This window comes from Streptomyces sp. NPDC034043 (assembly GCF_055575675.1).
Window position 1 is genome coordinate 1 of the sequence record NZ_JBVISF010000009.1, and the last position, 24,174, is coordinate 24,174.

Sequence of the window (24,174 nt, forward strand, 5' to 3'; positions counted from 1 at the left end):
AGCGACTCCGCACAGCCCTTGCCGACATCGCCGTAACCGCAGACCACCGCGACCTTGCCGCCGATCAGGACGTCGGTGGCACGGTTGATGCCGTCGATGAGCGAGTGGCGGCAGCCGTACTTGTTGTCGAACTTCGACTTCGTCACCGCGTCGTTCACATTGATCGCCGGGAACAGCAGCGTGCCCTCGGCCATCATCTCGTACAGGCGGTGGACACCGGTCGTGGTCTCCTCCGTCACACCGCGGATCTCGGACGCGAGCTGCGTCCACTTCTGCGGGGCCTCGGCCAGGGTGCGGTTGAGGAGGGTGAGGATGTGGGCGTATTCCTCGGAGTCCGCCGTGGACGGGTCCGGGGCCGCGCCGGCCTTCTCGAACTCGACGCCCTTGTGGACCAGGAGGGTGGCGTCACCACCGTCGTCCAGGATCATGTTCGGGCCGCCGGTCGGGGTGTTCGGCCAGGTCAGCGCCTGCTCCGTGCACCACCAGTACTCCTCCAGCGTCTCGCCCTTCCAGGCGAAGACCGGGACGCCCTGCGGGTTCTCCGGGGTGCCGTTCGGGCCGACCGCGATGGCGGCGGCCGCGTGGTCCTGGGTGGAGAAGATGTTGCAGGAGGCCCAGCGGACGTCGGCGCCGAGGGCGACGAGGGTCTCGATGAGCACGGCCGTCTGCACGGTCATGTGCAGCGAGCCGGTGATGCGGGCGCCGGCCAGCGGCTGCGCCTGCGCGTACTCCTTGCGGATCGACATCAGACCCGGCATTTCGTGCTCGGCCAGGGTGATCTCCTTGCGGCCGAAAGCGGCAAGGGAAAGGTCGGCGACCTTGAAGTCCATGGGTGCTGCTCCTCATGGGTCGAGAGGTGGGTACGGCTGGGCCGCGCACGGGCTGGCCGGTGCACTGAGCACAGTCCGCCGCGGGGCCCTCTCTCCCCTCGGCCGGTCACGAGGACCGCCCGACCGCCATCAGCGGCGACGCCTGACACTGATGACGAATCTACACCGATCGGCGCAGCGGGCCCCAGTGGGGACGGGAAGAAGTCGCGCTTCGCTTTCAGGCCGCCCGGGCGGAACGTTCGGGGCCCTTCGGAGTTTCGATCCGCCCCTCGTCTGTTGCAGGATGCCGGTGGATCGGTTCGTACGCGCGATCTCGCGGACCAGCGGTGTGGAGGAGATTCCAGTGACCAGTCCAGCCGGCCCTCCCGGTGACGGTACGAGCGGGCGGGGGCGCCCGAAGCTGCTCGCCGTGACGGCGTGCCCCACGGGGATCGCGCACACGTACATGGCCGCCGAGAAGCTCCAGCAGGCGGCCGCCGAGCTGGGCGTGGACCTGAAGGTGGAGACCCAGGGCTCGATCGGCGCCGAGAACGTGCTCACTGACAACGATGTCAGAGAGGCGGACGGGATCATCATCGCCGCCGACAAGGAGGTCGGCCGCGAGCGGTTCGCGGGCAAGCGGGTCCTGGTCACCGGGGTCGCCGACGGCATCCACCGGCCGAAGGAGCTGATCGAGCGCGTGCGGAGCGCGCCGGTGCAGGCGGGTACGGCCGCCGCGGGTGGTGCGGGAGGCGGGGGCGGCGGCAAGGAGCGGAGCCTCGCGTACAAGGCGCTGATGAACGGCGTCTCGTACATGATCCCCTTCGTGGTGGTCGGCGGTCTGCTGATCGCCATCGCGCTGGCGCTGGGCGGTCACGCCACCGCCGAGGGGTACGCGGTCACCCCGGGCACCTTCTGGGACCACCTGTTCCAGATCGGGGTCCTCGGCTTCACCCTGATGATCCCGATCCTGTCCGGCTACATCGCGTACGCCATCGGCGACCGGCCGGCGCTGGTGCCCGGCATGATCGGCGGCTTCATCGCGAACACGGGCGCGCTGTACGGCTCCGAGTCGGGCGCCGGTTTCATCGGCGCGATCGTGACGGGCTTCCTGGCCGGCCATCTCGTGCTGTGGATCAAGAAGGTCGAGGTCCCCAAGGCCGTCCGGCCGATCATGCCGATCATCGTGATCCCGGTCGTGGCCACGACGGCCCTCGGCCTGTTCTTCGTCTACGTCATCGGCAAGCCCGTCTCGTGGCTCTTCGAGAGCCTCACCGGTTGGCTGTCCGGGATGACCGGCACCAGCGCGGTCCTGCTCGGCGCCCTGCTCGGCCTGATGATCGCCTTCGACATGGGCGGCCCGGTCAACAAGACGGCGTTCCTCTTCGGCACGGGGCTCATCGCCTCCGGGAACTACGCCGTCATGGGCATGTGCGCGGCGGCCATCCCGGTGATGCCGCTCGGGCAGGGCCTGGCGACGCTCCTGCGCCGCGGGCTGTACTCGGAGCAGGAGCGCGACACCGGTATGGCGGCGCTGTTCATGGGCGTCTTCGGCATCTCGGAGGGGGCGATCCCCTTCGCGGCGGCGCGGCCGGCGATCGTGATCCCTGCGAACATGCTGGGCGGCGCGGTGGCCGGCGCGGTCGCCGGCGCGGCGGGCGTGGGCGACCACGTGCCGCACGGCGGTCCGGTCGTGGCCGCGCTGGGTGCGATCAGCGGCTGGGCCTGGTTCCTGATCGCGATCGCCATCGGCACGGTGGTGACCGCGCTGACGACGAACGCGCTGATCGGGATCAAGGCGCGCCGGGGCCGTAAGCCGGCCGCGCCGGTGGCGGAGCCGGTCCCCGCCGGCGCGGGAACCGGGGCGGAGGACACAGCTGGGGGCACGGCCGCCGGGGGCACGGCCGTGCGGGCGCGGCCGGAGACGGCGGCGGTGACCGCTCCCGACGCGGGGCCGGAGGTGCTGTCCGGGTACCTGACCGCCCGGACGGTCAAGACGGAGCTGGCTTCGGACACCAAGGAGGCGGCGATCCGGGAGATGGCCGAGCTGCTGGCCGCCACGGGGAACGTCCGCGACGTGGACGAGCTCGTACGGGTCGCCCTCGCCAGGGAGGCGCAGGGCACGACGGGGCTCGGCGAGTCGATCGCCATCCCGCACGCCAAGACGGACGCGGTGACCCGGCCCACGGTCGGCTTCGCCCGGTCCTCCGAGGGCATCGAGTGGGGCGCGCCCGACGGTACGAAGGCGCGGCTGGTCTTCATGATCTCCGTGCCGGAGGCCGCGGCGGGCGACGAGCACCTGCGGATCCTGGCGCTGCTGTCGCGCAAGCTGATGGACGGGGACTTCCGCGCCCGGCTCCGGTCCGCGCCGGACGGCCCGGCCGTCCTGGAGGTGCTGGGCGAGATCCGGTAGCGCCCGCGGCGCGTACGGCGAAGGCCCCCGCGGCTGAGCCGCGGGGGCCTTCGGGTGCCGTCGAAAGCCGGTCAGCGGGCGTCGGCCTTGCCGAGGTCGACTGCCTCGGGCTGGTAGATGTCCGGCTCCAGGTAGATCACGCGGGCGATCGGGACCGCCTCGCGGATGCGGGCCTCGGCGGCGTTGATGGCGTTGGCCACCTCGGTCGCGGTGTCGTTGCCCTGGACGGCGATCTTGGCGGCGACCAGCAGTTCCTCGGGGCCGAGGTGCAGGGTCCGCATGTGGATCACCCGGGTGACCACGACCCCGTCGACGAGCGCGGCGTTGATCTTGTCGACCTCTTCGGCGCCGGCGGCCTCGCCCAGCAGCAGGGACTTGGTCTCCGCGGCGAGGACGATCGCGATGACGATGAGCAGGATGCCGATGCACAGGGTGCCGATGCCGTCCCAGACGCCGTCGCCGGTGATCAGGGCGATACCGACGCCCCCGAGGGCCAGCACCAGGCCGACGAGCGCGCCGAGGTCCTCCAGCAGGACGACGGGCAGCTCGGGCGCCTTGGCCCGCTTGATGAACTCGCGCCACGACAGCTTGCCGCGGACCTCGTTCGACTCCTTGATGGCGGTGCGGAACGAGAACGACTCGGCGATGATCGCGAAGACGAGCACGCCCACCGGCCAGTACCAGGCCTCGATCGCGTGCGGGTGCTTGATCTTCTCGTAACCCTCGTAGATGGCGAACATGCCACCGACGGAGAACAGCACGATGGAGACGAGGAACGCGTAGATGTAGCGCTCGCGCCCGTAGCCGAAGGGGTGCTGCGGCGTCGCCTCGCGCTGGGCCTTCTTCCCGCCGAGGAGCAGCAGGCCCTGGTTCCCTGAGTCCGCCAGCGAGTGGACGCTTTCCGCGAGCATCGACGAGGAGCCGCTGAAGAGGAATGCCACGAACTTGGCTACAGCGATGGCGAGGTTGGCGGCGAGTGCCGCCACGATCGCCTTGGTACCGCCCGACGCGCTCATAGGTGCTGGGTGTCCTTCCTGGCCACTGGCTTACGGCGGCACATTGTTGCAGCTGTCGGTGTGGTCGGCGCTACGTCAGATGACGACCGTGGCCCGGAAGACGGTGCCGCTACCGGACAGTTCGGTCTTTTCGCCCGCCGGTACGAAGACCGACTCGCCCGGAGCGAGGGCCAGTTCGCCGACGCGGGGCGCGCCGGCGGCGCAGAGCAGGATCTGCGGGGTGGCGTCGGGGAGGGCGCGGGGGGCGCCGCCGGGGGCCAGGACGTGCCGGGAGAGCCGGAACTCGTCGATGGGGGTCTCGTAGACCTCCTCGCCGTCGCCCTCGGGGCGCAGGACGCCCGGGGCGCTCGGCTCGAAGACGACCACCTTCAGCAGCTCGGGGACGTCCACGTGCTTGGGCGTCAGGCCGCAGCGCAGCACGTTGTCCGAGTTGGCCATGAGTTCGACGCCGAGGCCGTCGAGGTAGGCGTGCGGGATGCCGGCGCCGAGGAACATGGCCTCGCCGGGCTGGAGCCGGACGTGGTTGAGGAGCATGGCCGCGATCACGCCCGGGTCGCCGGGGTAATCGTGGACGAGCCGCGCGTACGGCTCGTACGGGCCTGCGAGGTGCTCGGCGGCGGCCGCGGCCTCGGCGACCGTACGGGCCATCTCCTCGCGGTCTGCGGTGAGGACGGCGGTGAGGACCTCGCGCAGGGCCGCCTCCTCGGGGTGGGCGCGCAGCAGGTCGACGTACGGCTTGAGGGAGTCGACGCCGAGGCCTTCGAGGAGGTCCGCGGCCTCCAGCGGCGGGCGGAAGCCGCACAGGCCGTCGAAGGGGGTCAGGGCGCAGATCAGTTCGGGCTTGTGGTTGGCGTCCTTGTAGTTGCGGTGGCCCGCGTCGATCGGGACGCCCCGGCGCTCCTCGTCCTCGAAGCCGGCCCGGGCCTGGGCCAGGTCGGGGTGGACCTGGAGGGAGAGGGGGGCGCCGGCGGCGAGGACCTTGAGGAGGAAGGGCAGGCGGGGGCCGAACTTGGCGACGGCGGCGGGACCGAGCTCGCCCTCGGGGTCGGCGGCGATGACGGCTGCCAGGGTGGTCTCGCCGGCTCCGCGGTCGAGGCGGGAGGGGGCGCCGGGGTGGGCACCCATCCACATCTCGGCCTGGGGCTCACCGGTCGGCTCGACTCCGAGGAGGGCCGGGATCGCGGTGGTGGATCCCCACGCGTAGGGGCGGATCGTGTTGGTCAGGCGGTCCATCGTCGTCGTCTTCCTGGATCTGGATGTGGTGCGGGCACAGGGGTGTGCCTCAGCCGCGTCCCCGGCCGGCCAGCGCCAGGTAGGCGGTGGCGAAGTCGGTGACGGCGAGGAGTTCGGCGAGCTGTTCCAGCTCTCCGCCCTCCTCCGGTTCGAGTTCGCTGATGGCCGTGTCGTGGCCGGCGGCGAGCTCGCGCGCGGCCGGGGCGGCGGTGAGTCCGCCGGCCGGCCGGTCGCGCAGCAGGACGATGCGGGCCCGCAGGGCCTGGGGCTCCTCGACGCGGTCCCGGAAGAAGTCGTCGGTGTCGGCTCCGGCGGCGAAGGAGCCGGCGAGCAGCACGCCGTGGGCGGTCAGCGCCTCGGGGAGGGCCGCGGCGAGCGCGGGGCGGCCGGCCAGCTCGGCGAGGGTGGCGGCGAAGCGGCGGCCGGCGGGGCCGGCGGCGTCGCCCTCGGTCCAGATGAGGGGGAGCGAGTCGGCCAGCTCGGCGGCGAGGGTCTTGGCCGGGTTGGAGTAGGTGGTGATGGCCGGGCCGCAGCGCTCGGCGGTGCGGTCGAGCCGGTCGGCGGCGCGCTGGAGGGCGTCGGGGGCCGCGCTGATCATGCCGACCTTGTCGAGGAGGACCAGCAGCGGGGTCAACAGGGCCCAGAGGGCGCCGGGACCGGCCACGGCGGACTCGTCGTACTCCTGGTACGGGGCCTTGGCCATCGGTACGAGGACCCCGTGCGCGCCGTCCACCGCCTCGCTCAGCGGTGAGCGCTCGGGGGCCACGGCGACCACGGTGCAGCCGCGCCGGTAGGCCTGCTCGGCGAGGGCGGCGAGGCCGGGCTCGGTGCCGTCGGTGGTGGCGAGGAGCAGCAGGTCGACGGGGCCCGCCCAGCCGGGCAGGGCCCAGCGCAGTGCTCCGGCGGCGTGGGCGACGCCGGTGGGGTGCAGGCGGGTGACCGGGGCGGAGGCTCCGGCGAGGGCGCCGAGCAGGTCGGCCACGCCGGTGGCGGCGGTGCCGGAGCCGGCGATCAGCACGGCGCGGGGGCGCCCGTCGGGGCGCAGGTCCCCGAGGCCGGCCTCGCCGGCGTGGCGGGCCGCGGTGCGGACTCTGGCCCCGGCCTCGGCGGCGCCGCGGAGCAGGCCGCGGCGGTCGGCACGGGCGAGATCGTCCGGTGCGTCGAGGAGTGACTCGTCGAGCATGGGGGCCTCCGGCGGTGTTGACGGATCCAGGCTGGTCGAGCGGCGGGCCGGTCAGGCGGGGCGGCGGGCCTCGTCCACGAGGAGGACCGGGATGCCGTCGCGGACCGGGTACGCGAGACCGCAGTCCTGGCCGGTGCAGAGCAGCTCGGGGGTGGTCTCGTCCGCCGATTCGTCCTGGAGCGGGGCGTGGCAGGCGGGGCAGGCGAGGATCTCCAGCAGGCCGGCTTCGAGCGGCATGGGCGGTTTCCCTTCGGGGGTGCGGATCGCGGATCGCGGATTGGGCGAGGTCAGCGTACCGCCGAGTCACCTGCGGTGCGGGGCGGCTCCGCGGGGCCCGGGGCCGGGGCTCCGGGGCGGGTGCGGTGCCGTCGTACGGGGCTCTGCCCCGGATCCCCGTGCCCGAACGCCGGCGGGGCTGGTTTCCGCTCCGCCGGCGCCGGGGGTGGGTCAGGCCCGGACCAGGGCCAGGACCTCGTCGCGCACCTTGGCCAGGGTGGCCTCGTCGCGGGCTTCGACGTTGAGGCGCAGGAGCGGCTCGGTGTTGGAGGGGCGCAGGTTGAACCACCAGTCGGCGGCGGAGACCGTGAGGCCGTCCAGCTCGTCGAAGGTGACGCCCTCCTGGCCGGCGTAGGCGGCCTTGACGTCGGCGGTGCGGGCGGCCTGGTCGGCGACGGTGGAGTTGATCTCGCCGGAGCCGACGTAGCGGTCGTACTCGGCGACGAGCTCGGAGAGGGTGCCCTCCTGGCCGCCGAGGGCCGCGAGGACGTGGAGCGCGGCGAGCATGCCGGTGTCCGCGTTCCAGAAGTCCTTGAAGTAGTAGTGCGCGGAGTGCTCGCCGCCGAAGATGGCGCCCGAGGCGGCCATCTCGGCCTTGATGAAGGAGTGGCCCACGCGGGTGCGGACGGGGGTGCCGCCGTGCTCGCGGACGACCTCGGGGACCGACCACGAGGTGATCAGGTTGTGGATGACGGTGCCGCTGCCGCCGTTGCGGGCCAGCTCGCGGGCCGCGACGAGGGCGGTGATCGCGGACGGGGAGACGCCCTCGCCGCGCTCGTCGACGACGAAGCAGCGGTCGGCGTCGCCGTCGAAGGCGAGGCCCAGGTCGGCGCCCTCGGCGATCACGCGGGCCTGGAGGTCGACGATGTTCTTCGGGTCGAGGGGGTTGGCCTCGTGGTTCGGGAAGGTCCCGTCGAGCTCGAAGTACATGGGGACGAGGTCCAGCGGGAGGCCCTCGAAGACGGTGGGGACGGTGTGACCGCCCATGCCGTTGCCCGCGTCGACGACGACCTTCAGCGGGCGGATGGCGGTCAGGTCGACCAGGCCCTTGAGGTGCTCGGCGTAGCCGGTGAGGGTGTCCTGCTCGGTGATGGTGCCCGGGACGGTGCCGGCGGGGATCTCCGGGGCGCCCTCGTCGGTCCACTTCTCGGCGAGCTCGCGGATGGTGGCGAGTCCGGTGTCCTGGCCCACGGGCGCGGCGCCGGCGCGGCAGAGCTTGATGCCGTTGTACTGGGCCGGGTTGTGCGAGGCGGTGAACATGGCGCCCGGCAGGTCCAGCTTGCCGGAGGCGTAGTACAGCTGGTCGGTGGAGCACAGACCGATCAGGGTGACGTCGACGCCGCGGGCGGCCGCGCCCCGGGCGAAGGCGGCCGACAGGCCGGGCGAGGAGGGCCGCATGTCGTGACCGACGACGATCGCCGTGGCGCCGGTGACCTCGACGAACGCAGCACCGAACAGCTCTGCCAGGGTTTCGTCCCACTCGTCGGGTACGACGCCACGGACGTCGTACGCCTTGACGATGTTCGAAAGATCTGCGGCCACTGCCTGCCCTCCTGAAGGTTCCGTGCGGTGGAGCAAACCTACCTTGTACGGAGAGCGGCTTTTCAGACGATCCGCGTGTCAGGAGTCGGGCGAGCGCAGGACGCGCAGGTGTCCGCGGCGTGTCTCGCCGGCCACCGGGGCGCCGTGTCCGGCGCCGCCGGCCCCGGCCGCGCGCTCGGGCGGACGCGCCGCCTCGCGGACGGCGTTGGCCAGGGCTTCGAGGTCGTCACCGGTGGGGCGCGACGGTCCGGAACCGTCCGACAGGCGTACGACTTCCCAGCCGCGCGGCGCGGTCAGGCGCTCGGAGTGCTCGGCGCACAGGTCATAGCAGTGGGGTTCGGCGTAGGTGGCGAGCGGGCCGAGAACTGCGGTCGAGTCGGCGTAGACGTACGTCAGTGTGGCGACGGCAGGGCGGCCGCACGCGGTGCGCGAACAGCGACGTACAAGGCTCACGACGTTGGACGGTACCGCACTCTTGACCGGGCCGCGACGACTCTCCCCCCGGCCACTCCCCCGTGTCGTGCTCCGCGGTGGTGACGAAGGGGGCGACGCGTCCGTAATGCGGCCCGATCTTGGCGGGATCGTTCGGTGGGCGACACCGTCGTGACACCTCGTCGTGACCGTATCGGGTCCTGGCGGGGGCGTGCGGGCTACCCTGCGGGGGTGACGGACAGTGCGCTTCCTCCTCGCCCCGCGGCTCCGGCCGAGGCCCCTTCCGAGCCGCGGCCGCGGCGGCGTGACCGGCACGGCCGGGGGATGCGCGGACCGCTGGCCCCGCCGCAGGTGCCGCTGTCCGCGAGCCGGGCGGAGCTGTTCGGCGACCTCGTACGGGATTCCGTGGAGCGGCTGGAGCGGCGCTGGACGCAGCTGGCCGAGGTGGAATTCGTGATCGCCGACGTGCCGGGGCCGCCGGGCGGTCCCGACGCGGGCTGGAACGACGAGGCGGTGCCGCTGGGCGGCCTGGTGGAGGCCCGGGACGGGAAACCGGCGCGGATCGTGGTGTTCCGGCGGCCGGTGGAGATCCGGGCGAAGACCCGGGACGAGCGGGCGATGCTGGTGCACGAGATCGTGGTGGAGCAGGTCGCGGAGCTGCTCGGGCTGTCCCCGGAGACGGTGGACCCCCGGTACGGGCAGGACTGACCCGCTCCGGGGGCGGGCTTCGCCCGAACCGGCCCCGGCGGGCTCAGCGCAGCAGGATCGAGGGGTCCTCGGCGGCCCGGGGGACCGAGACCGTGGAGCGGTCGTCCCCGAAGGCCTGGACGGTGAACATCGGGATCCCGTCGTGCGGCAGGGTCAGGGTGCGGGCCGCGTGGACGGGTCCCCCGGACAGGGTCTCGACGGTCAGGGCGTAGGGGCCCTTGCCGCCGGAGGGGGCCGGCGGGGCCAGGGCGCGGGTGGTGCCCGCCTTGACGGTGATCTCCTGGACGGCCGGCTGACCGCCCTCGGTGCCCGGGGAGGCGGTGACGCGGACCGCGGCGTCGGCGCCGGCGGCCGTCAGGGTGAGGACGGTCGCCTTGTCGTCGGCCCGGTTGTCGGTGACGGTGGCCCGCTCCCCGACGGGGGTGCTCGCCGGGATGAAGCCCAGTTCCTGCTTGGCGGCGGTGCCGCGGACCACGCGCAGGGCCGCGACCACGGGTACCGCCTTCGCCGGGTCGGCGGGGGCCAGCAGCAGCGAGCCGGCCTCGCCGCGGGTCACGTCGCCCAGGTCCAGGCCGGCCGTCATGCCGCCCTTGACGTGGAGGCGCTCCTTGCCGGCCGGGCTGAGGGGGCCGGTGGGGCCGGACAGCTTCACGGTGAGGTCCGCGTCGTCCTCGCCGGGGGCGAAGGCGACCAGCCGTACGGAGACGGCGTCGGCCGGGATGCCCGGCAGCGCCAGCGTGCCGGCCGGGCCCGCGGAGGCGGGGAGCCAGTCGGTGCCGGTGCCGTCCTCGGCGACGTGGGTGGAGGCGCCGACCCGGCCCGAGCTCGCCGTCACGTGGGCGGTGACGTCGGTGAGCCGGCTGTCGGGGGCCAGCGGGGACAGCCACACCTTGGTGGTGGAGCGGGGGTCGACCCGGATGACGGGGTCGGCGGTGCCCGGCTTGTCCTTGAGCAGCCCGTCCGGGCCGTACAGCGTGATGGTCACCTCGGCGGTGGTGTCGTCCGGGTTGGTGAGGTGGACGTAGTCCTGCCGGCCCTTGGCGGTGCTGACGCCGGGGAACCAGAAGTCGGTACCGGGGGCGGTGCAGGCGAGCCCGAGCAGTCCGCGCGCCTGGCCGACGGAGACCTTGGTGGTCTGCTGGGCGGTCCAGCCGGGGGCCAGGGCGCCCTCGGCGGCGCCCGTCAGCGCGGGCGCCTCCGCGCCGGAGGCGGTGGCGGCGACGGGCCTGCCGGGCTCCTTGGGCTCCAGGACCGCCTTGCCGTCCTTGCCGGCGAGCCGGGCCGTGCCCTTGCCGCCGCCCTTGCCGGGGGTGAGGGAGGTGTACGTGGTCTCGGCGATGTCGGAGGAGCTGGGCGCGGGGCACACCAGCACGGACCGCTCCACCGGCATGCGGGCGGCGGCCGCCCGCCCGGTGCCGCCGCCGGCCGGGGTGGCGGCGGGGGCGGTGAGGAAGGCCAGCCCGGTGGCGGCGGCCAGCGCCGCCGTCACGGCCGCGAGCGTCAAGGGGGCGCGCTGCTTCACTGCTGGTGGCTCCCGTCGGGACGCGGCTGGTGCTGTCCGTAGGTGTCGTACTGCTGCTCGTACGGGTACGGGTGGGGCTGCTGTTGCCGCGGGACGTGCGGCTGGTCCTCGGGAGGGGGGTACTGCCCGGCGTACTGGCCGTACTGGCCGTACTGGCCGTATTGGCCGTACGGGTCGTGCGGCGGCTGCGGCTGCGCGTGCGGCTGCGGCGGCTGCTCGTACGGGTAGGGCTCCTGGTAGGCGTACGACTCCTCGCCGGGGACCTGCTGCGCCGGGATCCGCGCGTACGGGTCGACGACGGCGTCGGCGGGCGCCGGCTCTGCGGCGGGCGCGGCGGCGCCGGCCGCACGGCGGGCGCGGCGGCCCCGGCCGGGCTCGCCGGAGCCGTCCCCGGCGGCGGGGGCGGTTTCCTCCGGCAGGTCGTCGTCGAGCCGGGCGCGGCGGCCCGGCAGGGCCATCACCAGCAGCACCAGGGCCAGGAACCCCTGCGCCCAGTGCCAGGCGTCCCGGGGCAGGGAGTCCCGGTGGACGAGGTCGAGGCGGCCGCCCTCGGGGGGCAGTACGAAGCCCTGGGCCCAGCCGTCGACCGTCCTGGGCGTGAGGGGCCGGCCGTCGAGGGTGGCCCGCCAGCCCGGGTCGGCCCGGTCGGCGATGCGCAGCGTCCGGCCTTCGGGGCCCTCGGGGATGTCGGCGTGGACCTCGACGGGCCCGGCGTCGACGGTGATCGGGGCGGCCTGGCCGTGGCCGGGGAGGATCGCCGCGCGGGAGGTCAGCCGTTCGACCTCCCACAGGGCGGTGCCGTCGTTCTGGTGGCGCTGTTTGAGGCCGGGGGTGCCGTCGAGGACGCGGCGCATGGGGGCGGGGCCGCCGGGCGGGATCATGACGTAGCGCACGGCGAAGGCGCTGAGCTGCTCGGACTGGTTGGCCCCGGAGCCGGAGACCAGGCTGGAGACGGCCTTGGCGAGGCGGGGGTCGGGGCCGGCCGCAGCGAGGAGTTCGCCGTCGCCGAGGCGGGCGCCGGAGCCGCGGACCAGGACGTAGGAGACGGTGGCGGCCGAGTCGCCGCCGAGGACCAGGGTGCGGGTGCGGTTGGTGTCGCCGGAGTGCTCCGCGACGACGGCCGGGACCTGGACGGGGTCCCGCCGCCCGAGCGGCCCGTCTGCCCCGGCCGCCGCCCAGGCGGCGGCGAGGAGCAGGGGGCCGGCGGCGGCGGCGAGGGCGGTCAGGGCGGCCAGCGGCTGCCGCCAGCCGAAGCTGCGGGCGGCGACGCGTTCCTTGGCTCCGTCCGCGCCGAGCACGGCAGCCGCGAGCAGGGCGAGTCCGTACAGGAGGGTGCCGGGGCCGGCCCAGCCGGTGCGGTTGAGCAGGACGGCGAGGAGCAGGCCGGCGAGGGCGGCGCCCCAGGCGGTGCCGACGGCGAGCCGCCGGTCGGCGCGGAGCAGGGCGGCGAGGGCGGCGAGCAGGGTGCCGGCGAGGAGGAGGTGGCCGGTGGTGCCGGGTCCGCCGGGGTCGGCGCCGAGGAGGCCGAGCGGGGTGGCGGAGCCGCTGCCGTAGGGCAGTCCGGCCTCGCGCAGGAGGCGGTCGGGGTGGCTGAGCAGGCCCAGGGACCAGGGCGCGAGGACGACCAGGGGTACGGCGAGGGTGACGAGCAGGCGGGCGGCGTACGTCGCGCGGTGGGCGCGGCGCGCGAGGAGCGCGGCGATGCCGAGGACGGCGGCGAGGGGCCACACGACGGGGGTGAAGGCGGCGGCCAGGGTCAGCAGGAGGGCGTACGTCCACATCGCGCGCCGGCCGCCGGCCGCCCCGGCGCCCGCGAAGCCGTGGGCGGTGACGGCGGAGCGGGCGAGGACGGGCAGGAGTACGGCGAGGACGGCGGTGCCGAGCCGGCCGCCGGCGAGGGCGCCGGTGACGGCGGGCAGGAAGGCGTAGGTGACGGCGGCCCAGGCGCGCAGCAGCCGGGAGGTGACGAGCGGCCGGGAGGCGAAGTAGGCGGTGAGTCCGGCGAGCGGGACCGAGCCGACGAGCAGCAGGGTCAGGGCGGTCCGGGTGGAGCCGAGGAAGGGGAGGGACAGGCCGGCCAGGATCGCGAGGTAGGGGGGTGCGCCGGCGGTGGTGCCGGTGCCGACGGGCTGCCAGTCGCCGGTGTAGGCGTGCCAGAGGCCGAGGCCGCCGGCGGGTGCGGGGAGCAGGGCGCCGCCCATGAGGCTGCCGCCGCCGATGAGCCCGCGGCAGGCGACGAGGGAGACGAGGAGCAGGCCGGCGAAGAGGACGGGTGAGGGGTTGCGGGCGATCCGGCCGAGCCGGCCGGGCGGGCTGGTGTCGAGGTAGCCGGCGTCGTCGCCGCCGGGTCCGGTTTCGAGGGCTCCGCCGTGCCGGCCGGAGGGGGCGGGGTCGCTGTCGCGGCCGGAGCCGAGGTAGGCGGCGAGCTGTTCGGCGCCGGCGCGCAGGGTGGCGCCTGGCGGCGGGAAGAGGGGGCGCAGCTCGGCGGCGGGCACGGCGGGGCGGCGGCGGGCCTTGCGGGCGGCGAGGAGCCTGCCGGGGCGCAGCAGGGTGGCGAGCAGTCCGGTGATCTCGTCGACGGCGAGGCCGGGGGTTTTGCCGACGAGGTAGCCGAGGGCGCGGAGCAGGGTGCCGAGGAGCAGGCGCGGCAGGACGTAGGGCAGGGCACGGCCGGGGGTGTTGGCCAGCATGGTGTGGACGGCGCCGGCCTTGTCGACGCGGTGGGGGCTGACGGCGGAGCGGCCGGCGCAGTCGACGGTGCGGCGTTCGCGGGCGGCGGCTTCGGCGTGCCGCAGGACGGCGTCGGGCGCGACGAGGACGGTGCGGCCGGCGTTGTGGGCGCGCCAGCAGAGGTCGACGTCGTCGCGCATCAGGGGCAGCCGGCGGTCGAAGCCGCCGAGGGCGTCGTAGACGTCGCGGCGTACGAGCATGCCGGCGGTGGAGACGGAGAGGACGGGGCGCACCTGGTCGTGCTGGCCCTGGTCCTGTTCGCGGCGGTCGAGGCCGGTCCAGCGGCGGCCGCTGCGGGCGATGGTGACGCCGGCCTCGAGGAGCTGTTTGCGGTCGTACCAGCCGCGGAGTTTGGGGCCGATGACTGCGGCGTCCGGGTTCTCGTCGGCGACGCGCAGGAGTTCGGTGAGGGCGTCGGGTTCGGGTGCGCTGTCGTCGTGGAGCAGCCAGAGCCACTGGACGGGTTCGCCGTGGGGGAGCTCGGGGAGGTCGTAGGCGTCGTCGCGCCAGGTGCGGCTGACGGGGTCCCAGCCGCTGGGGCGTTTGAGGTACGGGAGTTCCTCGGGGGTCAGGGTGCCGGCGCTGCGGGCGGCTTCGTCGACGGCGGTGCCGAATCCGGTGCGGCGGGCGAGGTGCAGGACGCGGTCGTCGCCGAGGGCCTCGGCGAGGAGGCGGGCGGAGTCGTCGGCGCTGCCGGTGTCGGCGGCGACGTGGTTCTGCGCGGGGCGTTCCTGGGCGAGGAGGCCGGCGAGGGTCTCGGGCAGCCAGCGGGCTCCGTCGTGGGCGACGAGGACCGCGGTGACGACGTGCCGGGGGAACTCGGGGGTGGCGGCTGCCTGGTGGGAGGCCGTCGAGTTGCTGTGCAGGGACATCGCGTACGGGCCCTCCGGCCTGGGGGTGCCCCCGGACGGAGTCCGGGGGAGGATCCGGGGTGCGGGGCCCTCGGAAGCTGCTGGACAGCGCCCCACACTAACGGCTGCGAGGGGGAGGGTACGCCGTGTCCGGAGAAGGCCGGAACGCGACGGTCCGCCTCCTGCGGGGAAGGTGCGGGAGGCGGACCGTTTGCTCAGTCTGCTGGTGTGTCAGGTTCGTTCTGTAGCTGCTCCGCGACCGTTTCGGATCGCCGTCTCAGACCGCTGCCTTTTTCAGCCGGCGCCGCTCGCGCTCGGACAGTCCGCCCCAGATGCCGAAGCGTTCGTCGTTGGCGAGGGCGTATTCGAGGCACTCGGAGCGGACCTCGCAGGCGAGGCAGACCTTCTTGGCTTCGCGGGTGGAGCCGCCCTTCTCGGGAAAGAAGGATTCGGGGTCGGTCTGCGCGCACAGTGCGCGCTCCTGCCAACCGAGCTCCTCGTCCGCCTCTTCGACCAGCAGTTCCTGAAACAGCTCGGTCATGTGCGCCCCTCGCTCTGTCTGTGCGTCCCCGTGATGTTGCCGTTACTGATCGCCGAGCAACGACACGAGTGAAATTACAAGTGTGTGGCTCCTGTGCAGTCAAGCCGAGATCTGCTATTGGGGCCCTTATTCACTCTGCGGAACCAAGCGTATACAGAAAGTGTTCATATCGCCAAAAATCGTGACACAAGCCACAGGCTGTCCGTGAATGTCTCCCTCGTCCGAGGTCGACGCGTCACCCTGTGGAGGGGTTGCGATTCAGCCGAAGATGCAGCCTGGATCACATTCCGATCACGAGTGACGCCAGCGGGTTTGAGACTGGTTCCCGCCGGCTCGGAGCGCACATCCCCTGGTTGCTCTTGCACAAACCTTTCTCCGCGCACGGCAACCGGATGTGGTGAAAGTTTTCCCGCAAACCGGACATTGGGTTGACAGTCCGGCCCTCAGCCCGCTCTCCTTGTCTTCATGTCAGCGCCCGCAGCCGCCACCCGGACCCCCATTCGTGGGTTCCTGCGTGCTGCCCAGGTTCGCTGTTGCTGTTGCAGCTGTTGATGCCACCGGAGCCCCGGCTCCCCTGAGCACCGGCCACACCCCACAGCAACCGCCCCGCACGACTGACATCCGTCGAGGACACCCCACGATGAACAGCACCCCCACCGCTCCCGCGACCGCCCCGTCCGCCGCCGTGGTCGAGAGCGACCTCCAGATCGCCGGCGACATCCTCGCCGTCCAGCACCTCCTCCAGCCCGCCCGCGAACACCCGGCCACCGTCGCCGAGTTCGCCGGCCTCGCCCGGTCCATCGCCGAGGACCGCGGGAGCTGGGAACACCTCGTCCAGTACGACGCCACCACCCGCTGGTACCACCGTCTGCGCACCGGCCCCGGCTACGAGGTCTGGCTGCTCAGCTGGGTCCCCGGACAGGGCAGCGGCCTGCACGACCACGGCAGCTCCTCCGGCATCATGACCGTCCTCGACGGCGAACTCGTCGAATACACCCCGCGCACCGGACGCCTCAGCCACCGCGCCGGCACCCAGCGCGTCTTCGCCCCCGGCCACGCCCACGAGGTCGTCAACGACAGCCTCGACGGAGCCGTCAGCCTGCACGTCTACTTCCCCGGCCTGACCGAGATGCCGATGCACAGCTGCTCCCCGGCCCGCGAGGAGCACGTACCCGCCTGACGGCGCCGCACGGGCACCACCCCCCAAGGGCGGCCCGCGGCCGGCTGACAGACTGGGCGCATGCGCATTGTTGTTCTGGCCGGCGGCATCGGCGGCGCCCGTTTCCTCCGCGGACTGAAATCCGCCGTCCCCGACGCGGACATCACCGTCATCGGCAACACCGGCGACGACATTCACCTGTTCGGGCTCAAGGTGTGCCCCGATCTGGACACCGTGATGTACACCCTCGGCGGTGGCATCAACGAGGACCAGGGCTGGGGCCGCACCGACGAGTCCTTCACCGTCAAGGAAGAACTCGCGGCGTACGGGGTCGGACCCTCCTGGTTCGGCCTCGGCGACCGCGACTTCGCCACCCACATCGTCCGCACCCAGATGATCGGCGCGGGCTACCCGCTCAGCGCCGTCACCGAAGCCCTCTGCGACCGCTGGCAGCCGGGCGTCCGGCTGCTCCCCATGTCCGACGACCGCGTCGAGACCCACGTCGCGATCACCGACCCCGAAACCGGCGAACGCCGCGTCATCCACTTCCAGGAGTACTGGGTCAAGCTGCGCGCCTCCCTCGACGCCGAGGCCGTCGTCCCCGTCGGCGCCGACCGGGCCCAGCCCGCCCCCGGCGTGCTCGACGCCATCGCCGCCGCCGACGTCATCCTCTTCCCGCCCTCCAACCCCGTCGTCTCCATCGGCACCATCCTCGCCGTACCCGGCATCCGCGAAGCGCTCGCCGCCTCCCCGGCACCCGTCGTCGGCCTCTCCCCCATCGTCGGCGGAGCACCCGTACGGGGCATGGCCGACAAGGTCCTCGCCGCGGTCGGCGTCGAATCCACCGCCGCCGCCGTCGCCCGCCACTACGGCTCCGGCCTCCTCGACGGCTGGCTCGTGGACACCTCCGACGCGGACGCCGTCGCCGAGGTCGAGGCCGCCGGCATCGCCTGCCGTGCCGTCCCGCTGATGATGACCGACACCGCCGCGACCGCCGCCATGGCCCACGCCGCGCTGGAACTCGCGCGGACCGCCCGGTGACCGTCCCCTCCTACACGGTGCGGGCCGTACCCGGCATCCCCGAGGTCCGGCCCGGCGACGACCTGGCCCGCCTCATCGCCGACGCGGAACCGGACCTGCGCGACGGGGACGTCCTGCTCGTCACCTCGAAGATCGTCTCCAAGGCCGAGGGACGGACCGTCCGCGCCGACTCCCGCGAGGAGGCCATCGACGCCGAGACCGTACGGGTCGTCGCGCGCAGGGGCCCGCTGCGGATAGTGGAGAACCGGCGGGGCCTCGTCATGGCCGCCGCCGGCGTCGACGCCTCCAACACCGCACCGGGCACCGTACTGCTGCTGCCCGAGGACCCAGACGCCTCGGCCGCCAAGATCCGCGCCGGCCTGCGGGCCGCCCTCTCCGTCGACGTGGGCGTCATCGTCACCGACACCTTCGGCCGGCCCTGGCGCTCCGGACTGACCGACGTCGCCATCGGCTCGGCCGGAGTGCGCGTACTGGACGACCTGCGCGGCGGCACCGACGCCCACGGCAACCCGCTGAGCGCGACGATAGTGGCGACGGCCGACGAACTGGCCGCGGCCGGCGACCTGGTCAAGGGCAAGGCCGCCGGGCTGCCGGTGGCCGTCGTACGCGGAATGGGACACGTACTCGGCGAGGGCACCTCGGCGGCCGACCTGGTCCGCGCGCCCGCCGACGACATGTTCCGCCTGGGCACCTCGGAAGCCGTACGGGAAGCCGTCACCCAGCGCCGCACCGTACGCGCCTTCACCGGCGAACCCGTCGACCCGGGCGCGGTACGCCGCGCCGTGGCGGCGGCGGTCACCGCCCCGGCACCGCACCACACCACACCCTGGCGGTTCGTCCTGCTGGAGTCGGCCGCCGCCCGCCTCGAACTGCTCGACGCGATGCGCGACGCGTGGATCGCGGACCTGCGGCGCGACGGCAAGTCCGAGGAGTCCATCGCCCGGCGGATCAAGCGCGGGGACGTCCTGCGCGACGCCCCCTACCTGGTCGTGCCGTGCATGGTGACCGACGGCGCCCACGACTACGGGCACGCCCGGCGGGACGCGGCCGAACGGGAGATGTTCGTCGTCGCCATGGGCGCCGGCGTACAGAACTTCCTGGTCGCGCTGGCCGGGGAGCGGCTCGGCTCCGCATGGGTGTCCTCGACGATGTTCTGCCGGGACGTGGTGCGCAAGGTGCTCGCGCTGCCGGACGGCTGGGACCCGATGGGGGCCGTCGCCGTGGGCCACCCGGCGGCGCCCCCCGCCGAACGGCCGGACCGCCCGGCGGACGCGTTCATCGAGGTGCGTTAGAGCAGGCCGATGTCACCGCGCGGCATCCGCGGCACCCGGCGGGGCGGAGTACGGCCCGCCAGGAGCACCAGCCGGGCCGCGCGGTGCCGCTGGCCCTCGTACGGGGCCAGCAGCTCCAGCATCCGGGCGTCGTCGGCGTCCCGCTCGTCCGCGAGGGCGTAGCCGATGATGCCGGGCAGGTGCAGATCTCCGGTGGTGACGGCGTCCGGCGCGCCGTTGCTGCGCTGGAGGGTCTCGGCGGAGGTCCAGGGGCCGATGCCCGGTACGGCCTCCAGCCTGGCGGCGGCGGGCCCGAGCTCCATCGACGCCGCCTCCTCCAGCCGGTGGGCCACCCGGGCGGCGCGGACGATGGTGGCCGAGCGCTTCATGTCCACCCCGGCCCGGTGCCAGTCCCAGGAGGGGATCAGCGCCCATTCCCGGGCGGTGGGCATCACGTACAGCTCCCCGCCCAGCGGCCCGGGCGCGGGCTCCCCGTACTGGCGGACCAGGCGGCGCCAGGCGCGGTACGCCTCGTCGGCGGTGACCTTCTGCTCCAGGACGGTCGGGATCAGCGACTCCAGCACCAGCCCGGTGCGGGTCAGGCGCAGGCCGGGGCGGCGGCGGTGGCTGGTGTGCACCAGGCGGTGCCGGGGGACGAAGGCGGCGGGGTCGTCGTCGGCGCCGAGCAGCGCGGGCAGCGTCTCGAGCAGCCAGTCCCGGCCGGGGCCCCACGCCTCGGCGTCCGCCCCGTCGGGGGTGGCGGCGACCCGGAGCGCGGCGGGGCCCTCGGGGGTGCGGGTGCCGCGCCAGACGGAGCCGTCGGGGGTGGTGCGGAAGGTGGGGTCGCCGGGGCCGCGGCGGAGCGGGCCGAGCACCAGCCCCAGGTCCACGGCCGCGCCGGGCCGCCAGCTGCGGACCTTCCCGCCTCGGGCGGGGACGCCGCCGCCGGCCCTGCCAGGGGGCACGGCGGTGTGGCCGCCGCGGACGGTGGTGCGGGTGGAGGGGGTGAAGCGGCCGGCCATGCCTTGAGCGTAGCCCGCCGCCGCTGCGCGGGCCGTCCCCCACCCGCCCTTCGCCCGTTCCCCGGGCTGCGCCCGGACCCCTCCTGGGGGCGCCGCCCCCAGACCCCCGCGCCTCAAACGCCGGCGAGGCTGAAGTTGCCGACGAGGCCGGATGTGCCAGAGCACGCCTGCGTGGGCGGGCGGTCGGCGAACAACCTAAGGGGGCGGGGACGGGGTGGGGTGCCGTCCGGGGCCAAAACGAGATGAATTCGGCGCCCGGTACGTACAACCGGACTCGGAACAGGCGCCGAACATCGAAGCCCGCCCCGGACGGCACCCCACCCCGGCACCGCCCCCGACCCGAAGCCACCCCACCCCAACCCCAGCCCCACAAGGCAACCACCCGACAGGACAACACCCACCCGCACACCGCCCGGCCAGGGCAGCCGCCCGGCCGGGCACCCCCCACCCCGAACCGCCCGGCCAGGGCAAGGGCAGGGGTCAGCGGCCCTGGAGCTTCGCCGAGGACGTCCGGGTCGGGGGGAGTTGCTTGTACAGGAGGCGGCCCGGGCATTCCGTCGCGAAGCCGTCCCGGTGGCCCGAGATGACGTGCAGCTTCACGTTCCTGCCCTTCGGGTAGCGGTTGCCGCCGCCCGACTTCAGGGTGGTCTTCGCCCGCGGGTCCGCCCCGAAGAGGCCCAGCTTCCAGGCCGTGAGACGCGCCACCGCGTTCACCGCCGCGGCCGGCGGCGCGGTCGAGGAGTAGGTGCCGATCACCGCGACGCCCATGCTGTCCGTGTTGAACCCCATGGTGTGCGCGCCGAGCACCGGCTTGGCGACCCCGCCCGCCCGGCCCTCGTAGACCGTCCCGCACCGGTCGACGGCGAAGTTGTAGCCGATGTCCCGCCAGCCGCTGCTCACCACGTGGTAGCGGTACAGGCTCCGCAGCACCGCCGGGGCGTCCTTGCAGGCGTACTTGTTGCCGGAGGCCGTGTGGTGGACGAAGGCCGCCTTGACCGTGCTGGTGTAGACGAAGCCCGTCTCGCGCAGGGACTCGTCCGCGCCCCAGCCGCGCCGCGTCACGATCTTCGGGCGGGGTCCGATGTACGGCCGGGCGGCGGCGGCCGCCTGGAACTCGCCCTCGCTCGCGAAGGCGGCGTCGGCCGTGGAGTCCGCCTTGTTCAGCTCGGAGATCTCCAGCGCGCCGAGCGGGGCGTGCGGAAGGTTGACGGAGGAGGACTCCGCCGTCTCCATGGTCATCCCGGGCAGCGCCACCGCGTCGCCCTTGTCGTCGCCCGAGGGGCGGCGCGCCGGGCGGGTCAGACCTCCCGCGCCGCCGTTCTTGCCGTCCAGGACCGCCACCGGCTGCTCCGCCCCCGGGTCGACGAGCTCGATCCGCATGCCCGACGGCAGCCGGGACGCGGCCCGCGTGCCGGCGTTCTCCGCCTGGACGCGGACCTCCACCCCGTCGGAGGCCCCGACCCACAGCGGGGCGGTGCTGCCGCGGACGCGGCCGTTGCCGCGTTCGGGCGCGTCCGGGTCGGCGGCGTGTTCGCCGTTGTGGGTCTCGACGTCCTGCCAGTCCGACCACTGCCCCGTGCCGACCGCACGGGTGCGGACCTGGACCCGGCCGACGAGCGGTGTGCTCACGTCGTCCCAGACGACACCGACCAGCGAGAACGTCTTGACTTCACGCGCCGCCAGTCCCCGGGTCTCACCCGGGTCCGGTGCGGTGCTCATGCCGGGCACGCCGGGGATCCGGGCGCCCGAGGGGGCCAGGGGGACGAGCGGCAGCGACTGGGTGGAGCCGGCGGGGACCGCCGGGATCGACTCGGCCTGGGCAGGAGTGGTCAGCGCGAGCGGCAGTGCCAGTGCGGCAGCCGTCGCGACGCCGATGGAGGAAGTAAGGAATCCGCGCATGGAAGCGATGCTGAGCACAGCCACCACGAAGCGCCATCGGAGAACTGACGATCCGTCCGACGATCCGTCCGACCGCCTCCGCCGTACGGGCGAGCCGCCGCCTCCGTCCGGGCGACGGGCCCGCGTACGCTGGGCCGGGTGAACGCCACTGACCGCACCCCTGCCGACCTGCTGCGATCCGCGCTCGCCGCCGATCCGGGCCGCCCCCTCGTCACCTTCTACGACGACGCCACGGGCGAGCGCGTCGAATTGTCCGTCGCCACCTTCGCCAATTGGGTGGCCAAGACCGCCAATCTGCTCCAGGGCGACCTGGGCGCCGGACCGGGCGACCGGCTCGCGCTGCTGCTCCCCGCGCACTGGCAGAGCGCCGTGTGGCTGCTCGCCTGCGCCTCCGTCGGGGTGGTGGCCGAGGTGGGCGGCGATCCCGCCGGGGCCGATCTGGTGGTGAGCGGCCCCGGCACCCTGGACGAGGCCCGGGCCTGCTCCGGGGAGCGGGTCGCGCTCGCACTGCGCCCGCTCGGCGGGCGGTTCCCGCAGCCGCCGGCCGGGTTCGCGGACTACGCCGTGGAGGTGCCCGGGCAGGGTGACCGGTTCGTTCCCTTCGTCCCCGTCGACGCCGACGGCCCCGGCCTGGTGGTCGGCGGCGAGGAGCTCTCGTACGCGGACGTGGTCGCGCGGGCGCGGGCGGACGCGGCCGCGAGGGGCGCCGGCGAGGGCGCCCGGGTGCTGTCGGGCCTGGGCTACGACACCTGGGAGGGGCTGTCGGCGGGGCTGTACGGGCCGCTGGCCACGGGCGGCTCCGTGGTGCTGTGCCGCAATCTCGAGGCGCTGTCGCCGGCCGCGCTGGAGCAGCGCGTCGAGAGCGAGCGCGTCACCCTCAGGGTCTGACCGCCGCCTCAGGTTCGAGCGGCGGTTCCGCCGCGAATTGTCACCCGCATGGCCCTTGCGCCACCCCTGCCCCCGAGCCCGCGACGTCCGCCGGGGGCAGGATCGGCTGAAGGCCGTACTCACCCGTACGGCTGGTCGCCTGGGGTGAGGGGACGGAACGCGAGTGACGGACAGCGCGGGCATACGGGACGGGGCCGGAGCGGCCGGAGGCAGTGGGACGCCTCCGCGCGGCCGCCGGCGCCGGCTGCTGCGCTGGATCGGGCTGGGGCTGGTGCTGCTGGTCATGGCGGGGGCGGCGGCCGGCTGGTGGGTGTACGCCAAGCTCGACGGCAACATCACCGAGGACACCTCCGCCGAGGCCGAGCTGCGCCGCTACGAGCGCGATCGCCCGGCGCACTTCGGGACGGGCGTCCAGAACATCCTGCTGATCGGCTCGGACTCGCGCTCGGGCAGGGCGAACTCGCGCTACGGGCAGGACGCGGGCACCCAGCGCTCGGACACCGCGATCCTGCTGCACCTGCCGGCGGACCGCCGCAGCGCCACGGCCGTCTCGATACCGCGGGACCTGATGACGCGGATCCCGAGCTGCCTGAAGGAGGACGGCTCCCGCACCGGCGAGCGGTTCGCGCAGTTCAACTGGGCTTTCCAGTGGGGCGGGGCCGCCTGCACGATCCGTACGGTCGAACGGCTGACCGGTATCCGGATCGACCACCACATGGTGGTGGACTTCGGCGGGTTCAAGAAGATGGTCGACGCGGTCGGCGGGGTGGAGGTGTGCCTGGAGCGGCCGGTGGTGGACGAGGAGGCCCGCCTCAAGCTCCCGGCGGGCCGGCAGTTGCTCCGGGGCGAGCAGGCACTCGGTTTCGTCCGGGCCCGGTACGGCCTGGGGGACGGCAGCGACACCGAACGGATGGAACGCCAGCAGCAGTTCCTCGGCTCGCTCGTGAAGAAGGTGCAGAGCAACGGGGTGCTGCTGAACCCGACGCGGCTGTATCCGGTGCTGGACGCGGCCACCTCTTCGGTGACCACCGACCCGGGGCTGGCGTCGCTGCGCGGACTGTACGAACTCGTACGGGGCGTACGGGACATACCGACCGACCAGGTCAAGTTCCTGACGGTACCGCGTCGCCCGTACGCGGCCGACCCCAACCGGGACGAGCTGATGGAGCCCGACGCGACCCGGCTCTTCCGGCAGCTGCGGATGGACCGGCCGCTGACGGTCACCTCTCCGCAGCCCCCTCCGCGGACGGATCCGGAGCCCGATCCGGAGCCCCGTACGCGGTCCTTGGAGCCCTCCCCGAAGGGCACCGGACCTGCCACGGCGCCGGGCCGGACGGCCGCTTCGGAGGGGCCGGAGCCGACCGGAAGCGGAAGCGCCGTCCCGCCCGTTCCGGTGCCGACGTTCACGGGAACCACGGCGGCGGAGGCCCGTTGCCGGTAAAGCAATCCAAAAGCCGGGGGTCCGACCGAACCGGATGGGCGCTTTGGACCGTTATAGGGGGAGTGGATTTTGTCACGCGCATGGTTTGCGGCTGACCAGGCCGGATAAGGTGAGCGATCCGGTGCACCGGCCGTCAAGAGGCCGTGCACCAGCAGCCGGATCGTTGACCGCGTGCCTGGGGGGAGGCGCGTCGCGAA

The 24,174-nt window shown here is 74.0% G+C and carries 19 protein-coding genes; 7 read left to right on the forward strand and 12 right to left on the reverse strand.

All coding sequences use genetic code 11. The features are described 5' to 3' along the window. The coding region (locus tag ACZ51S_RS21655; RefSeq protein WP_468961721.1) for an adenosylhomocysteinase at nucleotides 1-830 on the reverse strand (830 nt) is incomplete at its 3' end. Nucleotides 831-1,173: 343 nt separating this feature from the next. On the opposite strand from ACZ51S_RS21655, the gene ACZ51S_RS21660 reads away from it, so the two are divergent. Next, complete coding sequence (locus tag ACZ51S_RS21660; RefSeq protein WP_468479825.1) at nucleotides 1,174-3,222, forward strand: fructose-specific PTS transporter subunit EIIC; 2,049 nt, start codon at nucleotides 1,174-1,176, stop codon at nucleotides 3,220-3,222. Nucleotides 3,223-3,293: 71 nt separating this feature from the next. On the opposite strand, the gene ACZ51S_RS21665 is transcribed toward ACZ51S_RS21660, so the two are convergent. The 6 genes from ACZ51S_RS21665 to ACZ51S_RS21690 all read right to left on the reverse strand — a co-directional run bounded on the left by ACZ51S_RS21665 (nucleotide 3,294) and on the right by ACZ51S_RS21690 (nucleotide 8,925). Further along, nucleotides 3,294-4,238, reverse strand: a complete 945-nt coding sequence (locus ACZ51S_RS21665; RefSeq protein ID WP_468961723.1) for a cation diffusion facilitator family transporter — start codon at nucleotides 4,236-4,238, stop codon at nucleotides 3,294-3,296. A 75-nt stretch (nucleotides 4,239-4,313) separates the two neighbouring features. Beyond that, nucleotides 4,314-5,471 carry a mannose-6-phosphate isomerase, class I gene (gene manA, locus ACZ51S_RS21670; RefSeq protein ID WP_468889520.1) on the reverse strand — a complete coding sequence of 386 codons (1,158 nt, stop codon included), beginning with the start codon at nucleotides 5,469-5,471 and terminating at the stop codon, nucleotides 4,314-4,316. Between the two features lie 49 nt (nucleotides 5,472-5,520). Beyond that, nucleotides 5,521-6,654 (reverse strand): SIS domain-containing protein, encoded by a 1,134-nt coding sequence (locus tag ACZ51S_RS21675; RefSeq protein WP_468479828.1) that lies wholly within the window; start codon nucleotides 6,652-6,654, stop codon nucleotides 5,521-5,523. Nucleotides 6,655-6,705: 51 nt separating this feature from the next. Next, nucleotides 6,706-6,891 carry a Trm112 family protein gene (locus ACZ51S_RS21680; protein ID WP_388946262.1) on the reverse strand — a complete coding sequence of 62 codons (186 nt, stop codon included), beginning with the start codon at nucleotides 6,889-6,891 and terminating at the stop codon, nucleotides 6,706-6,708. A gap of 210 nt (nucleotides 6,892-7,101) precedes the next feature. After that, nucleotides 7,102-8,472 carry a phosphomannomutase/phosphoglucomutase gene (locus ACZ51S_RS21685; RefSeq protein ID WP_468479829.1) on the reverse strand — a complete coding sequence of 457 codons (1,371 nt, stop codon included), beginning with the start codon at nucleotides 8,470-8,472 and terminating at the stop codon, nucleotides 7,102-7,104. A gap of 78 nt (nucleotides 8,473-8,550) precedes the next feature. Beyond that, nucleotides 8,551-8,925, reverse strand: coding sequence for a DUF3499 domain-containing protein (locus tag ACZ51S_RS21690; protein WP_468479830.1), 375 nt, complete (start codon nucleotides 8,923-8,925; stop codon nucleotides 8,551-8,553). 210 nt (nucleotides 8,926-9,135) lie between these two features. Between ACZ51S_RS21690 and ACZ51S_RS21695 the strand changes: the two genes are divergently transcribed. Beyond that, the gene (locus tag ACZ51S_RS21695; RefSeq protein WP_468479831.1) at nucleotides 9,136-9,612 is read left to right on the forward strand and encodes a metallopeptidase family protein; all 477 of its coding nucleotides are present in this window, start codon (nucleotides 9,136-9,138) and stop codon (nucleotides 9,610-9,612) included. Between the two features lie 43 nt (nucleotides 9,613-9,655). Here the strand turns inward: ACZ51S_RS21695 and ACZ51S_RS21700 are convergent, their stop codons facing one another. From ACZ51S_RS21700 to ACZ51S_RS21710, 3 genes are all read right to left on the reverse strand, one after another. Continuing rightward, the gene (locus ACZ51S_RS21700; protein ID WP_468961726.1) at nucleotides 9,656-11,134 is read right to left on the reverse strand and encodes a DUF5719 family protein; all 1,479 of its coding nucleotides are present in this window, start codon (nucleotides 11,132-11,134) and stop codon (nucleotides 9,656-9,658) included. Beyond that, a complete protein-coding gene (locus ACZ51S_RS21705; RefSeq protein ID WP_468961728.1) occupies nucleotides 11,131-14,736 on the reverse strand; it encodes a glycosyltransferase family 2 protein in 3,606 nt (1,201 codons plus the stop codon). The genes ACZ51S_RS21700 and ACZ51S_RS21705 overlap by 4 nt, the downstream gene beginning before the upstream one ends. Nucleotides 14,737-14,992: 256 nt before the next feature. Then, nucleotides 14,993-15,256, reverse strand: coding sequence for a WhiB family transcriptional regulator (locus ACZ51S_RS21710; protein WP_003983763.1), 264 nt, complete (start codon nucleotides 15,254-15,256; stop codon nucleotides 14,993-14,995). Between the two features lie 640 nt (nucleotides 15,257-15,896). Here ACZ51S_RS21710 and ACZ51S_RS21715 point away from each other — a divergent pair. From ACZ51S_RS21715 to ACZ51S_RS21725, 3 genes are read left to right on the forward strand one after another with little or no spacing between them, the layout of a single operon-like run. Beyond that, complete coding sequence (locus ACZ51S_RS21715; RefSeq protein WP_468961730.1) at nucleotides 15,897-16,436, forward strand: cysteine dioxygenase; 540 nt, start codon at nucleotides 15,897-15,899, stop codon at nucleotides 16,434-16,436. Between the two features lie 60 nt (nucleotides 16,437-16,496). After that, nucleotides 16,497-17,456, forward strand: coding sequence for a 2-phospho-L-lactate transferase (gene cofD, locus ACZ51S_RS21720; protein ID WP_468804102.1), 960 nt, complete (start codon nucleotides 16,497-16,499; stop codon nucleotides 17,454-17,456). Continuing rightward, complete coding sequence (locus ACZ51S_RS21725; RefSeq protein ID WP_468804103.1) at nucleotides 17,453-18,748, forward strand: coenzyme F420-0:L-glutamate ligase; 1,296 nt, start codon at nucleotides 17,453-17,455, stop codon at nucleotides 18,746-18,748. Before cofD ends, ACZ51S_RS21725 begins: the two co-directional genes overlap by 4 nt. Here the strand turns inward: ACZ51S_RS21725 and ACZ51S_RS21730 are convergent. Further along, on the reverse strand, nucleotides 18,745-19,749 hold the full coding sequence (locus tag ACZ51S_RS21730; protein WP_468479836.1) for a DNA-3-methyladenine glycosylase family protein: 1,005 nt from the start codon (nucleotides 19,747-19,749) through the stop codon (nucleotides 18,745-18,747). The two genes, ACZ51S_RS21725 and ACZ51S_RS21730, sit on opposite strands and share 4 nt — an antisense overlap. Before the next feature lie 480 nt (nucleotides 19,750-20,229). Further along, nucleotides 20,230-21,648 (reverse strand): peptidoglycan recognition protein family protein, encoded by a 1,419-nt coding sequence (locus tag ACZ51S_RS21735; protein WP_468804107.1) that lies wholly within the window; start codon nucleotides 21,646-21,648, stop codon nucleotides 20,230-20,232. A gap of 138 nt (nucleotides 21,649-21,786) precedes the next feature. Between ACZ51S_RS21735 and ACZ51S_RS21740 the strand changes: the two genes are divergently transcribed. Beyond that, nucleotides 21,787-22,536 (forward strand): TIGR03089 family protein, encoded by a 750-nt coding sequence (locus ACZ51S_RS21740; RefSeq protein ID WP_468804109.1) that lies wholly within the window; start codon nucleotides 21,787-21,789, stop codon nucleotides 22,534-22,536. A 163-nt stretch (nucleotides 22,537-22,699) separates the two neighbouring features. Next, nucleotides 22,700-23,977, forward strand: a complete 1,278-nt coding sequence (locus ACZ51S_RS21745) for an LCP family glycopolymer transferase (protein WP_468961733.1) — start codon at nucleotides 22,700-22,702, stop codon at nucleotides 23,975-23,977. The last annotated feature ends 197 nt before the right edge of the window (nucleotides 23,978-24,174 follow it).

Excerpts from the sequence above, each read along its gene's own strand:
- ACZ51S_RS21710 (WP_003983763.1), bottom strand. The coding sequence starts at position 15,256 with ATGACCGAGCTGTTTCAGGAACTGCTGGTCGAAGAGGCGGACGAGGAG.
- ACZ51S_RS21715 (WP_468961730.1), top strand. The coding sequence starts at position 15,897 with ATGAACAGCACCCCCACCGCTCCCGCGACCGCCCCGTCCGCCGCCGTG.
- ACZ51S_RS21705 (WP_468961728.1), bottom strand. The coding sequence starts at position 14,736 with ATGTCCCTGCACAGCAACTCGACGGCCTCCCACCAGGCAGCCGCCACC.
- manA (WP_468889520.1), bottom strand. The coding sequence starts at position 5,471 with ATGGACCGCCTGACCAACACGATCCGCCCCTACGCGTGGGGATCCACC.
- ACZ51S_RS21665 (WP_468961723.1), bottom strand. The coding sequence starts at position 4,238 with ATGAGCGCGTCGGGCGGTACCAAGGCGATCGTGGCGGCACTCGCCGCC.
- ACZ51S_RS21735 (WP_468804107.1), bottom strand. The coding sequence starts at position 21,648 with ATGCGCGGATTCCTTACTTCCTCCATCGGCGTCGCGACGGCTGCCGCA.
- ACZ51S_RS21730 (WP_468479836.1), bottom strand. The coding sequence starts at position 19,749 with ATGGCCGGCCGCTTCACCCCCTCCACCCGCACCACCGTCCGCGGCGGC.
- ACZ51S_RS21680 (WP_388946262.1), bottom strand. The coding sequence starts at position 6,891 with ATGCCGCTCGAAGCCGGCCTGCTGGAGATCCTCGCCTGCCCCGCCTGC.
- ACZ51S_RS21675 (WP_468479828.1), bottom strand. The coding sequence starts at position 6,654 with ATGCTCGACGAGTCACTCCTCGACGCACCGGACGATCTCGCCCGTGCC.
- cofD (WP_468804102.1), top strand. The coding sequence starts at position 16,497 with ATGCGCATTGTTGTTCTGGCCGGCGGCATCGGCGGCGCCCGTTTCCTC.